The sequence below is a fragment of the Streptomyces albidus (ex Kaewkla and Franco 2022) genome (genome assembly GCF_013870515.1).
GTDB lineage: Bacteria > Actinomycetota > Actinomycetes > Streptomycetales > Streptomycetaceae > Streptomyces > Streptomyces albidus.
This window is the reverse complement of the sequence record NZ_JACBXA010000173.1, coordinates 1-12763: the sequence shown is the minus strand read 5'-3', so window position 1 is coordinate 12763 and position 12763 is coordinate 1. Positions and strand designations below refer to the sequence as shown.

Below are 12763 nucleotides of genomic sequence, written 5' to 3'. Positions count from 1 at the left end.
TGGATCCGCCGACCCGCGAGATCTACACCCTTGCCCTACACCCCGCTCCTCCGAGCTACCACCGTGAACGCCGCTCCGCCCCGTGCCGCTTCGCCGACCCGGGCCGTGCCTCCGTGGCGCTCCGCCAGGCGCCGTACGAGGGCGAGCCCCAGGCCTCGCTGCCTGTGAGGGGGCGGGTCCTTGGTGGACCAGCCCTCCGCGAAGACGACTTCACGCTGCTCGCTTGGAACGCCGGGTCCGCTGTCGGTGACGCGCAGGACGATGCCCGTGCCCTCCGCGTCGTCGTCCTCCTCGGCGATGGTCCCCGTGCCCTCGGCGCTGCGGACGTGGTTCCTGGTACGCAGCTCCACCGCGACCTCCGCCTCACCCGAACCGGCCGCCGCGTCCACGGCGTTGTCGACGAGGTTGCCCAGAACCGTTGCCAGCTCCCGCGGGTCCACCAGCCGGTCGGGCAGATACGTCCCCGAAGTGATGCGGAGGGCGACGCCGCGCTCGGCCGCCACCGTCGCCTTGCCCACCAGCAGCGCGGCCAGCAGCGGGTCCTCCACGCGCTCGGCGATCTGCTCCGCCGTGGCCCGGTGAACGCCGACGGCCTCGCTGATGTAGTCGACGGCCTCCTCGTGCAGGCCGAGCTCCAGGAGCCCCAGCAGGATGTGCATCCGGTTGGCGTGCTCGTGGTCCTGGGCGCGCAAGGCGTCGATCAGGCCGCGTGAGCCGTCAAGTTCACGTCCGAGCAGCTCCAGTTCAGTACGGTCGCGGAGCGTGGCGACAGCGCCGCCGTCGTCCGTGGGCATGCGATTCGCCACCAGGACGCGGCCGCCGCTGACAGTGAGCAGGTCGGCGCCCGTCACGCTGCCGCACAGCACGTCGGCCGTACGGCCCGGGCCCAGCACCTCTGTCAGCGGGCGCCCGGTGTCCTCGGGACGCAGTTCGAGCAGGCGCTGCGCCTCGTCGTTGACGAGACGGATGCGTCCGCGTGCGTCCAGGGCGACGACGCCCTCCCGGATGCCGTGCAGCATCGCCTCGCGTTCGTCCAGCAGCGAGGAGATGTCGGAGAAGGCGAGGTCGTGGGTCTGCCGCTGAAGCCGTCGGGAGATGAGCAGGGCGGCCAGCATGCCGACCGCGAGAGCGCCGCCGGCGTAGGCGAGCAGCTCCGGCACGGCACCGAGGAGCTTGTCGCGCACACCGTCGTAGGCGATGCCCACGGAGACGGCGCCGATCAGCTTCCCCTGCTCGTCGCGCAGCGGGACCTTTCCGCGCGCCGACCTGCCGAGCGTCCCCTCGTCGATGTGCCGGACCTCGTGCCCGGCGAGGGGGGCGCTGGGGTCGGTGGAGACGTGCCGGCCGACGCGTCGGGGCTCCGGGTGCGACCAGCGGATGCCGTCCCTGTCCATCACGACCACGTAGCCGGCGCCCGTCGCCCTCCGGATCTGCTCGGCCTGCTTCTGTACGGGGCCCGTCACGGACGGCTCGGCGCCGGAGGTGAGCTGACGGGCGAATCCGGGCTGCGCGGCCGTCGTCTGGGCTATGGCCAGTGCGCGGTCCATCGCCCGGTCGTCCAGCTCGTCGCTGAGGGGGGCCAGGAAGAACGCCGTGACCAGGGCCGTTACTCCCGTGGCGATGGCCAGCTGCATCAGCAGGACCTGCGAGAAGACGCGCTGCGGCCATCGGACCCGGAGCCGGGGCGTGCGCAGGCGCAGTCGCCCGGTGGACCCGGTGGACCCGGCGTCTCGGGCGGCTGATGCGGTCACGGGAGGCCTCGATGCGGTGCGTGGGGGAGGAGCGGGCGCAGTGTCCGGTCGGTGCTGGGGAGAGAAATACGGTATGTGAGGTACGGGTGTGCGAGGACCGTAACCGGTCACCGCCGGGGTGTGCAGTGACCTGCGCGATGCCCTCGGAGCCGGGGGAGTCCCACCGGCCGGAGGATGCGCGAGTTGTGGTGATATGTCGACAGGTCGCTGAAGCGCCCCCATGTGAGGGAGAGGGCCCGAGCTGTCCAGTACGATCAGCAGCTGCTCAGTACGCCCTGCACGCTGGAGGAATCCCCTCGTGACCACCCGACGTGTACCGGTCGTCGTCCTCGCGGGCTTCCTCGGCTCCGGCAAGACCACCACCCTCAACCACCTGCTGCGGCGCAGTCGCGGCACCCGCATCGGTGCGGTCGTCAACGACTTCGGGAGCATCGGGATCGACGCGATGACCGTCGCCGGCCAGGTCGATTCGATGGTCGCGCTGGGCGACGGCTGCCTGTGCTGCGCGGTCGACACGAGCGACCTGGACGAGGTCCTGGACAAGCTCGCCCGTCCCTCGGCGGAGATGGACGTCATCGTCGTCGAGGCCAGCGGGCTGGCCGAACCCGAGACGATGATCCGCATGATCCTCGCCGCATCAAGTGAACACATCGTCTACGGCGGGCTCATCGAGGTGGTGGACGCCGCCGAGTTCGAGCACACCCGTGAGCGGCATCCGGAGCTGGAGCGGCATGTGCGGGCCGCGGACCTCGTGGTGCTCAACAAGGCCGACCGCGTGGACGACGCCGCGCGTCGCGCGCTGGAGCAGGAGCTGGAGAGGCTGAGCCCGGGAACGCCCCTGGTGCACGCCTCGTACGGTCGCATCGAGCCCTCGTTGCTCTTCGACCCCGCGAGCCGGGAACGACCGCCCGTCGAACAGCTCTCCTTCGACGCGCTGTTGGAGGAGTCCGGCGAGGACGAGCAGGACCACACCGGCCACATGCACGCCGCCTACGAGAGCGTCGAGTTCACCTCGGACAGGGCGCTGCATCCACGGCGCTTCCTGGAGTTCCTCGACAGCCGCCCGAAGGGCCTCTACCGGATCAAGGGCTTCGTCGACTTCGGCGCGGCCGATCCCGCGAACCGCTATACCGTGCACGCGGTCGGCGGCTTTCTCCGCTTCACGCCCTCACGGTGGCCGCGCGACGAGGAGCGGCTGACACAGCTGGTGCTGATCGGTTCCGGGATCGACGGGGAAGCGGTGCGCAAGGAGCTGGCGGACTGCGTCGAGGACGGCCCGGGGGAGACGGACCCGCAGTCGCTGTGGGGCGTGCTGCGGTACGTCGACGACGGGAGCGGCGACGACGGGAGCGGCGACGCGTCCGACGCGGAGCCCGACCAGCCCTACGAGCACACTCTGGACTGACCGGGCACGAACTCACCGGCCCGGGACGGGCAGCAGCGGGGAAGGCGCAAGGGCCCACCCCGCCGTGCTCGTCGGCGGTGCTCTTACAGCGGTGCTCCTACACGGGCCCTGCGATCACGGCGACCGGCTTGGCAAGCGCCACACCGGAACCGTCGCGGCGGGGGTCGAGCTCCGGCAGGTCCGCCGGTGCGCCGTTATCGGCCGCGGCCTTCGCCGGGGTGGGCCCGGCCCAGGCGACGACGAGGGAGTCCTCGCCCTTGAGGAAGCGCTGGCAGCGCACACCGCCCGTCGCGCGCCCCTTCCTGGGGAACTGGTCGAACGGGGTGAGCTTCGCCGTGCTGATCGAGTCGTCCAGGGTGCCGTGCGAGCCCGACAGCGTGAAGACGACCGCGTCGACCGACGGGTCGACGGCGGTGAAGGAGATGACCTTCGCCTCGCCCGTCAGCTTGATCCCCGCCATGCCGCCGGCCGCGCGCCCCTGAGGCCGCACCTGCCCCGCGGGATAGCGCAGCAACTGCGCCTCGTCGGTGATGAAGACCAGGTCCTCCTCGCCCGTACGCAGCTCGACCGCGCCCGCGATGCTGTCGCCCTCGCGGAGGGAGATGACCTCCAACTCCTCCTTGTGGGACGGGTAGTCGGGGACCACTCGCTTGACCACGCCGTGTGCGGTGCCGATCGCGAGCCCGGGGGAGGACTCGTCGAGCGTGGTCAGGCAGACCAGACGCTCGCCGTCCTCCAGCGACAGGAACTCGGAGATCTGTGCACCCCCCGCCAGATGAGGCGCGGACGCGGCCTCGGGCAGCTGCGGCAGATCGACGACGGTCAGCCGCAGGAGCCGCCCCGTCGAGGTGACCGCACCGATGTCGCCCCGGGTCGTCGCCGGCACGGCCGAGATGATCACGTCGTGCTTGGCACGCTTCGCCGCCTGGTCGAAGACGGGTTCGCCGTTGGCCGTACGGGCGAGCAGGCCCGTCGAGGACAGCAGCACCCGGCACGGGTCGTCGGCGACCTCCAGCGGCACCGACGCCACGGGCACGCCTGCCGCCTCCAGCAGATCCGTGCGACGCGGGGTGCCGTACTTCTTGGAGACGGCGGACAGTTCACCGGAGACCATCTTGCGCAGCTCCGCGTCCGACTCGAGGATCAGGGTCAGTTCCTCGATCTCCCGGCGCAGCCGGTCGCGTTCGCTCTCCAGCTCGATGCGGTCGAACTTCGTCAGGCGGCGCAGGGGGGTGTCCAGGATGTACTGCGTCTGCACATCGCTGAGTTGGAACCGGCTCATGAGGGATTCCTTGGCCTGAGCCGCGTTCTCACTCGACCGGATGATTCTGATGACCTCGTCGATGTCGACGAGAGCCACCAGCAGTCCCTCGACCAGGTGAAGTCGGTCCCTGCGTTTGGTGCGCCTGAACTCGCTGCGGCGCCGCACCACCGTGAAGCGGTGGTCGACGTAGACCTCCAGCAGCTCCTTCAGCCCCAGCGTCAGCGGCTGACCGTCCACCAGAGCCACGTTGTTGATGCCGAAGGACTCCTCCATCGGCGTCAGCTTGTAGAGCTGTTCGAGGACGGCCTCCGGGTTGAACCCGTTCTTGACCTCGATGACCAGACGCAGCCCGTGCGCGCGGTCGGTGAGGTCCTTGACGTCCGCGATGCCTTGCAGCCGCTTGGAGTTGACCAGGTCCTTGATCTTGGAGATGACCTTCTCCGGGCCCACGGCGAAGGGGAGCTCGGTCACGACGAGGCCCTTGCGGCGGGGCGTGACCTGCTCGACCGCCACGGTCGCCCGCATCTTGAAGCTGCCGCGGCCGGACGCGTAGGCGTCCTTGATGCCGTCCGTGCCGACGATGCGGCCGCCCGTGGGCAGGTCCGGACCCGGGACGAAACGCATCAGCGTCTCCAGGTCGGCGCCCGGATGCTTGATCAGATGCCTTGCGGCGGCGATGACTTCGACGAGGTTGTGCGGAGGCATGTTCGTCGCCATGCCGACCGCGATGCCCGAGGAGCCGTTCACGAGGAGGTTCGGATACGCGGCCGGAAGCGCTGACGGCTCCTGCTCGCTGCCGTCGTAGTTGGCGCCGAAGTCGACCGTCTCCTCGTCGATCGACTCGACCATGAGACCGGCGGCAGGCGCGGACCGGCACTCCGTGTACCGCATGGCGGCGGGCGGGTCGTCGTTGCCGAGGGAGCCGAAGTTGCCGTGGCCGTCGACCAGCGGAAGCCGCATGGAGAACGACTGGGCCATGCGCACGAGAGCGTCGTAGATCGCGCTGTCGCCGTGCGGATGGAGACGGCCCATCACCTCACCGACCACACGGGCGCACTTGACGTAGCTGCGCTCGGGGCGCAGACCCATCTCGTGCATCTGGTAGAGGATGCGCCGCTGCACGGGCTTCATCCCGTCGCGGGCGTCGGGGAGCGCGCGCGAGTAGATGACCGAGTAGGCGTACTCCAGGAAGGAGCCCTGCATCTCGTCGACGACGTCGATGTCGAGGATGCGCTCCTCGAAATCGTCCGGCGGCGGAGTCTTCGTACTGCGGCGGGCCATCGCTGCTGGGGCTCCTTCGTGCGTACGGTACGGACGGCTGATGCCGAGCCGGTACGGGGCGGAACGCGGAACTGACGCGGACCATTGTGGACCGCGACTGTGACAACCGGTTCCCCGACCCGTCGGTGGGGAACGGCGTACGCGCCCTCCTCGTGCGGAGGATGGCACGGAACGGGCCCGGTTCCGGGTCGTACCGTACGGGAACTTCGCACGCAGTCGGAGCGGTTGCATAGGGTGAGCGGACCGCTTGCCACCACGTGCACGCACTGACGCGATCGAAGGGACTCCACGCCCATGGGTCACACGGCCACGCCCCCGCCATCACTCGGCGGGCTGACAGCGACCGAGCACCGGCTGGCCAACGGCCTGCGCGTGGTGCTCTCAGAGGACCATCTCACCCCGGTCGCAGCGGTCTGCCTCTGGTACGACGTCGGCTCCCGGCACGAGGTCGCCGGGCGCACAGGGCTCGCCCACCTCTTCGAGCACCTGATGTTCCAGGGCTCCGCGCAGGTCCAGGGGAACGGCCACTTCGAACTGGTGCAGGGCGCGGGCGGTTCGCTCAACGGCTCCACCAGCTTCGAGCGCACCAACTACTACGAGACCATGCCGGCCCACGAGTTGGAGCTCGCGCTCTGGCTCGAAGCGGACCGCATGGGCTCGCTGCTGACCGCCCTGGACGACGAGTCCATGGAGAACCAGCGCGACGTGGTGAAGAACGAGCGCCGCCAGCGGTACGACAACGTGCCCTACGGCACCGCCTTCGAGAAGCTGACGGCGATGTCGTACCCGGACGGACACCCCTACCACCACACGCCGATCGGTTCGATGGCCGACCTGGACGCCGCCTCCCTGGAGGACGCACGGGAGTTCTTCCGTACGTACTACGCGCCCAACAACGCCGTGCTGAGCGTCGTCGGCGACATCGACCCCGAGCAGACGTTGGCGTGGATCGAGAAGTACTTCGGCTCGGTCCCCGGCCACGAGGGCAAGAAGCCTCCTCGTGACGGCACCCTTCCCGACGTGATCGGCGCGGAGAACCGGGAGATCGTCGAGGAGGAGGTGCCCTCCCGCGCGGTCATGGCCGCCTACCGGCTGCCGCACGACGGCACCCGCGAGTGCGACGCCGCGGACGTGGCGCTCACCGCGCTCGGCGGCGGAGAGTCCTCCCGCCTCAACAAGCGTCTCGTGCGCCGCGACCGGCTGGCCGTCGGTGCGGGATTCGGGATGCTGCGCCTGGCCGGAGCGCCGTCGCTGGGCTGGCTCGACGTCAAGGCGTCGGGCGGCGTCGAGGTCACCGCGATCGAGGAGGCCGTCGACGACGAGCTGAGGCGGTTCGCCGAGGAGGGCCCTACGCCGGAGGAAATGGAGCGTGCACAGGCCCAGTTGGAGCGCGAGTGGCTGGACCGGCTCGCCACGGTGGGCGGTCGCGCAGACGAACTGTGCCGCTACGCCGTCCTGTTCGGCGATCCGCAGCTGGCGCTGACAGCCGTGCAGCGCGTCCTGGACATCACGCCGGAGGAGGTCCGGGCCGTCGCCGCCGCGAGGCTCCGCCCCGACAACCGCGCCGTGCTCGTCTACGAGCCCACAGAGCCGTCCGCCGCCGATGAAAACGACCAGAGCGAGGAGCCCGCCCAGTGAGCGACGCCCCCACCCCCGCACAGACGGCTGCGGCAGGTACGTCAGGCACGTCCATGGAATTCCACCCGCAGCCGCAGGGCGGGCGGCCCAAGCCGTGGGCCTTCCCTGCCCCCGACCGGAGCCGGCTCGGCAACGGTCTGACCGTGCTGCGCTGCCACCGTCCCGGCCAGCAGGTCGTCGCCGTGGACGTCTCGCTGGTCGCCCCGCTGGACGCCGAGCCGGAAGGCCTCGACGGCGTCGCCACGATCATGGCGCGCGCCTTCTCCGAGGGCACGGACAAGCTCGACGCCGAACAGTTCGCCGACGAGCTGGAGCGCTACGGAGCATCCCTCGACGCCTACGCCGACCACGCGTCCGTACGGGTCTCGCTCGAGGTCCCGGCCTCCCGGCTGCACAAGGCGCTCGCCCTGCTCGCGGACGCGCTGCGTGCCCCCGCCTTCCCCGAGAGCGAGGTCGAGCGCCTGGTCGGCAACCGCCTGGACGAGATCCCGCACGAGCTGGCGAACCCGACCCGCCGTGCGGCCAAGGAGCTGGCGAAGGAGCTCTATCCGGCCGGCACCCGGATGTCCCGGCCCCGTCAGGGCACCGAGGAGACCGTCGCCCGCATCGACGCGAAGGCGGTCCGCGCCTTCTACGACGCGCACGTACGTCCGGCCACGGCCACCGCCGTGGTCGTCGGCGACCTGGACGGCATCGACGTGGACGCCGCCCTGGCCGACACCCTCGGCGCATGGACGGGCTCCACCGCCGAGCCCCGCCGGGCGACGCCCATCACCGCCGACGACACCGGCCGCGTAGTCATCGTGGACCGCCCCGGCGCCGTGCAGACGCAGCTGCTGATCGGCAGGGTCGGGCCCGACCGGCACGACCGCGTCTGGCCGGCCCAGGTCCTCGGCACGTACTGCCTCGGCGGCACGCTGACGTCCCGGCTGGACCGGGTCCTGCGCGAGGAGAAGGGCTACACCTACGGGGTGCGCGCCTTCGGGCAGGTCCTGCGCTCCACCGCGGACGGCACGGGCGCCGCCCTGCTGGCCATCTCCGGCTCCGTGGCCACGGACGTCACGGCTCCCGCCCTCGCCGACCTGTGGCAGGTGCTGCGCACCCTCGCCGCGGAAGGTCTCACCGAGGACGAGCGTGACGTCGCCGTGCAGAACCTGGTCGGTGTCGCTCCGCTGAAGTACGAGACGGCGGCCGCCGTGGCGGACACCCTGGCCGAGCAGGTCGAGCAGCAACTCCCCGACGACTACCAGGCGCAGGTGTACGCGAAGCTCGCGGAGACCGGCACCGTCGAGGCCACGGCCGCGGTCGTCAGCGCCTTCCCGGCCGACCGCCTGGTGACGATCCTCGTCGGGGACGCCTCCCAGATCGCCGATTCCGTACGGGAGTTGGGAATCGGCGAGGTCAAGGTGGTCTCCGGGAACTGAGCAACTCACGCACCGTCAGGTGACGGTCGCCGCTCGTGGGGCGGCTCCGGCTCGGATCGTCGAGCCGGAGCCGCCCCACTGCGTTTTCCGTATGTCCTGAATTGATGAACTCTGCCCAGGTCCGTTGTGTGGCCTACGCGACAAATCCAGGGTTTGGTTTGGCGGTTGGCAGATGCCCCATTTAGCGTCGATCCGGCTGTTCGTCAGAAGTGACCGCGACCGCGGCCGACGTTCAGCATCGCTGAGTCCCCGCACCGACAGGTGCATGGGGAACCGGGGATCCTTCCCTCGTGGTGCCGCCTCGGCGGTGCGCAGAGGGTCCCTTCCAGGTCCGGGCACCGAAGCCGGACCGCCATGGAAGGGGTGGGGTGAATCGGAGCGCCTCTCGCGAGGCGGTCCGTAGGAGACCTTCCTGCTCCGAACCGTCTGGGGATCCCGCTGCCGAAAGGCAGGGGCAGACTCGGTAAGCGAGAAGGAAGGAAAGGAGTCACGCCAGCCCATGGCGTTCACGCATGCCCGGGGGAAGCACCGACGTCCCCCACGGATACAGCGCCGCAGCGCCCACGCTGTCGGCATCGCAAGCCTTGCGGCCGCCGGCGTCGTCGGCTCGATCGCGACTCCCGCGACGGCCCTCACGGGCCAGGAGGCGCCCGCCACCGGCCAGGCCGCCGACGAGATCAGCTCGAAGGAAGCCGGGACCGGGCACGACACCGCCCTGACCCGCGCCGTCGGCTTCGGCGACTCGATCGCCGCCACCGTCAGCGACCAGGCCCAGGCGCAGAAGGCCGCGGCCGTACAGGCCAAGGCCGAGAAGGAGGCCAAGCGCAAGGCCGCCGCCGAGAAGGCGAAGCGGGAGCGCGAGGCGCGGGAGAAGGCCGCGAGGGCCGCCGAGCGGGCCAAGCTCAACGCCTTCACGGCGCCGTTGGACGACCCGTCCGTCTCCACGCCGTACCAGTCCTCAGGCGGACTGTGGTCCTCCGGCAGCCACACCGGTATCGACTTCGAGGCGGACGAGGGCACCGAGGTGCAGTCCGTCGCGGCCGGCGAGGTCGTCGAGGCGGGCAGCGACGGCTCGTTCGGCAACAACGTCGTGATCAAGCACCGGGACGGCACGTACACGCAGTACGGCCACCTGTCCTCCATCAGCGTCTCGGCAGGCCAGTCGGTGACCTCCGGACAGAAGATCGCCCTGTCCGGTTCGACCGGCAACACCACGGGCCCGCATCTGCACTTCGAGGCGCGCAACGGCCCGGACTACGGCTCGGACATGGACCCGATCGCCTACCTGAGCAAGCACGGCGTCGACGTCTGAGTGTTCAGCAGCAGATGAAGAGCAGTACGACGGAGCCCCCGGCCGCCTCTCGCGGCCGGGGGCTTCTCTTGTGGCGCCTCGTGTGATCGTGTGACGTCCCGGACGCAAGAACGGATGGAACCCGGCGGCCTGCGCCGAGAATTCCATCCGTGAGGTTGAGACCGGCCGAGACGGGCTCGGCGCAGCCGGAGAGTTCGGATCAGACGGTCTCCGGAAGCTCCTCGAGCCCTTCGGAAACCAGCGTGGCCAGGCGCTCCAGGGCACCCTCCGCGTCGACGGCCTCGGACGCCAGGACGATCTCCTCGCCGGCCTCCGCGCCGAGACCGAGCACGCCGAGCATGGAAGCGGCGTTGACCGGTGTGCCGTCGTCACCCTTCTTGACGGTGACGGGGACCCCCGCGGCAGCCGCGGCGCGGCAGAAGATCGAGGCGGGGCGGGCGTGCAAGCCCTCGGCCCAGCCGACGGTGACGCGGCGCTCTACCATGGTTGTTGCCCTTCGAGTCGTTCTTGGCGTACGGCCGAAGCCAGTCTCGCATGACACTTGTCCCGGCCCCCCGCACCCCCGGTGACGTGCGCGGCTGAGCGTACCGAGACGTCCGTGCCGGTACGGCCTTACGCTGACCCCATGCGTACCCCGGAGGAGCCTGCGTACCCGGCGCACTGGGAGGCCGACGTGGTGCTGCGCGACGGCGGCACCGCCCTGATCAGGCCCATCACCGCGGACGACGCCGAGAGGCTCGTCAGCTTCTACGAGCGGGTTTCCGATGAGTCGAAGTATTACCGCTTTTTCGCCCCGTACCCACGCCTCTCCGACCGTGACGTACGTCGCTTCACTCACCACGACTATGTGGACCGGGTCGGCCTCGCGGCCACCGTCGGGGGCGAGTTCATCGCAACCGTCCGATATGACCGGATCGACGACACGGGTCGTGCGGCCACCACGCCCTCGGCCCAGGCCGAGGTCGCCTTCCTCGTGCGGGACGACCACCAGGGCCGTGGCGTCGCGTCCGCTCTGCTCGAACACATCGCGGCTGTCGCCCGCGAGCGCGGCATCCGGCGCTTCACCGCCGAAGTGCTGCCCGCCAACAACAAGATGATCAAGGTGTTCACGGACGCGGGCTACTCGCAGCGCCGCAGCTTCGAGGACGGCTCCGTCCATCTCACCTTCGACCTCGAACCCACCGAGCAGTCCCTCGCGGTGATGCGCGCCCGTGAACAGCGGGCGGAGGGCAGCTCGGTGGCGCGCCTGCTCGCCCCGGGGTCGGTCGCCGTGATCGGTGCGAGCCGCTCGGCGCGAGGGGCGGGACGGAGGATCCTGGAGAGCCTGCACACCGGTGGATTCACCGGCAGGGTCCACGCGATCAACCAGGCGTTGCCGGAGAGCGGCGGCGAACTCGGCGGTGTGCCCGCGTACCGGTCCGTCCAGGACGTACCCGAGCACGTCGACCTCGCCGTCGTCGCGGTTCCCGCCGCCCAGGTGCCCGCCGTCGCCCGCGAGTGCGGGGAAGCGGGCGTGCAGGGACTCGTCGTGCTGAGCGCCGAGTTCAGCCGCGACGAGCAGCGCGAACTCGTCCGGCTGGCACGCTCGTACGGGACCCGCGTCGTCGGTCCCAACGCCTTCGGGCTGATGAACACCTCGCCGGACGTGCGCCTCAACGCCACGCTCTCGACCGAGATGCCGCGCCGCGGCCGGGTCGGCCTGTTCACCCAGTCCGGCGCCATCGGGATCGCGTTGCTCGCCGGTCTCCACCGGCGCGGTATCGGGCTGTCCAGCTTCGTCTCGGCGGGCAACCGCGCCGACGTCTCCGGCAACGACGTGCTGCAGCACTGGGACGACGACGCCGACACCGACGTGGCCCTCCTTTACCTCGAATCCATCGGCAACCCGCGGAAGTTCACGCGGCTCGCCAAGCGCACCGCCGCCCGCAAGCCCATGGTCGTGGTCAAGGGCGCCCGGCACAGCGGGAGTGCACCGCCGCCCGGTCATGCCGCTCCGGTCACCAGCACCCCGCCCGCCACCGTCAGCACGCTGCTCCGGCAAGCCGGCGTGATCATGGTCGACACGGTCACCGAACTGCTCGACGCTGGCGCCCTGCTCGTCTCGCAGCCCCTGCCCGCCGGGCCGCGCACCGCGATCCTCGGCAATGCGGAATCACTCGGGCTGATCACCTACGACGCGTGCCTCGCCTACGGTCTGCATCCCCGTCCCGTACGCGACCTCACCACCTCCGCCACTCCCGAGGAGTACCGGAACGCGCTGCGCACCGCCATGGAGGACCCGGAGACCGACGCGGTCGTCGTCACCGTCATCCCCTGGGTCGGCGACACCCCGGCGGGGGAGCTGGCGGACGCGCTGCGCGACGCCTCCGCGGAGGCCGGCAAGCCGGTCACCGTCGTGCACCTCGCGATCGAGGGGCTCGACGACGCGCTCTCCGAGCGCGGCATCCCCTCCTATCCGGCGCCCGAACGTGCCGCCCACGCACTGTCGGAGGCGGCGCGGTACGCGTCCTGGCGCCGGGAGGCGGAAAGCCCGGGCCGCGTACCGGAGTTCGAGGTCGACGAAGCCGAGGTGTCGGCCCTGCTGGAACGGGTCACCGCCAGGGCGGTCGAGGCCACGGCGGAGGAGCTGCCCGTTCCCGGGGCCACATCGGAACGTGCAGCCGCGCCCGCTTCCGGACCCAGCGCCGA

8 protein-coding genes are annotated in these 12763 nt (G+C 70.7%); 5 read left to right on the top strand and 3 right to left on the bottom strand.

Annotation, left to right across the window (positions count from 1 at the left end; genetic code table 11):
• Positions 1–35 precede the first annotated feature (35 nt).
• Complete coding sequence (locus H5J26_RS21885) at positions 36–1634, bottom strand: ATP-binding protein (protein WP_235980910.1); 1599 nt, start codon at positions 1632–1634, stop codon at positions 36–38.
• Positions 1635–2049: 415 nt separating this feature from the next.
• On the opposite strand from H5J26_RS21885, the gene H5J26_RS21880 reads away from it, so the two are divergent.
• Positions 2050–3156, top strand: coding sequence for a CobW family GTP-binding protein (locus tag H5J26_RS21880; RefSeq protein ID WP_181767634.1), 1107 nt, complete (start codon positions 2050–2052; stop codon positions 3154–3156).
• A gap of 97 nt (positions 3157–3253) precedes the next feature.
• Here H5J26_RS21880 and H5J26_RS21875 read toward each other — a convergent pair whose 3' ends face one another.
• On the bottom strand, positions 3254–5701 hold the full coding sequence (locus tag H5J26_RS21875) for a DNA gyrase/topoisomerase IV subunit A (protein WP_181767633.1): 2448 nt from the start codon (positions 5699–5701) through the stop codon (positions 3254–3256).
• Between the two features lie 294 nt (positions 5702–5995).
• On the opposite strand from H5J26_RS21875, the gene H5J26_RS21870 reads away from it, so the two are divergent.
• From H5J26_RS21870 to H5J26_RS21860, 3 genes are all read left to right on the top strand, one after another.
• Positions 5996–7339: a M16 family metallopeptidase gene (locus tag H5J26_RS21870; RefSeq protein ID WP_181767632.1), complete on the top strand. Its 1344-nt coding sequence runs from the start codon at positions 5996–5998 to the stop codon at positions 7337–7339.
• A 53-nt stretch (positions 7340–7392) separates the two neighbouring features.
• Positions 7393–8763: a M16 family metallopeptidase gene (locus H5J26_RS21865; protein WP_181767636.1), complete on the top strand. Its 1371-nt coding sequence runs from the start codon at positions 7393–7395 to the stop codon at positions 8761–8763.
• A 499-nt stretch (positions 8764–9262) separates the two neighbouring features.
• On the top strand, positions 9263–10075 hold the full coding sequence (locus H5J26_RS21860) for a M23 family metallopeptidase (RefSeq protein ID WP_181767631.1): 813 nt from the start codon (positions 9263–9265) through the stop codon (positions 10073–10075).
• 199 nt (positions 10076–10274) lie between these two features.
• On the opposite strand, the gene H5J26_RS21855 is transcribed toward H5J26_RS21860, so the two are convergent.
• Positions 10275–10559 carry an HPr family phosphocarrier protein gene (locus H5J26_RS21855; RefSeq protein WP_181767630.1) on the bottom strand — a complete coding sequence of 95 codons (285 nt, stop codon included), beginning with the start codon at positions 10557–10559 and terminating at the stop codon, positions 10275–10277.
• A 141-nt stretch (positions 10560–10700) separates the two neighbouring features.
• On the opposite strand from H5J26_RS21855, the gene H5J26_RS21850 reads away from it, so the two are divergent.
• Positions 10701–12763, top strand: a 2063-nt coding sequence (locus H5J26_RS21850) for a GNAT family N-acetyltransferase (RefSeq protein ID WP_181767629.1), incomplete at its 3' end; no start/stop codon positions are given.

Coding starts and splice junctions, on each gene's coding strand:
- H5J26_RS21885 (WP_235980910.1), bottom strand. CDS start 1,634: ATGCAGCTGGCCATCGCCACGGGAGTAACGGCCCTGGTCACGGCGTTC.
- H5J26_RS21875 (WP_181767633.1), bottom strand. CDS start 5,701: ATGGCCCGCCGCAGTACGAAGACTCCGCCGCCGGACGATTTCGAGGAG.
- H5J26_RS21870 (WP_181767632.1), top strand. CDS start 5,996: ATGGGTCACACGGCCACGCCCCCGCCATCACTCGGCGGGCTGACAGCG.
- H5J26_RS21855 (WP_181767630.1), bottom strand. CDS start 10,559: ATGGTAGAGCGCCGCGTCACCGTCGGCTGGGCCGAGGGCTTGCACGCC.
- H5J26_RS21860 (WP_181767631.1), top strand. CDS start 9,263: ATGGCGTTCACGCATGCCCGGGGGAAGCACCGACGTCCCCCACGGATA.
- H5J26_RS21865 (WP_181767636.1), top strand. CDS start 7,393: ATGGAATTCCACCCGCAGCCGCAGGGCGGGCGGCCCAAGCCGTGGGCC.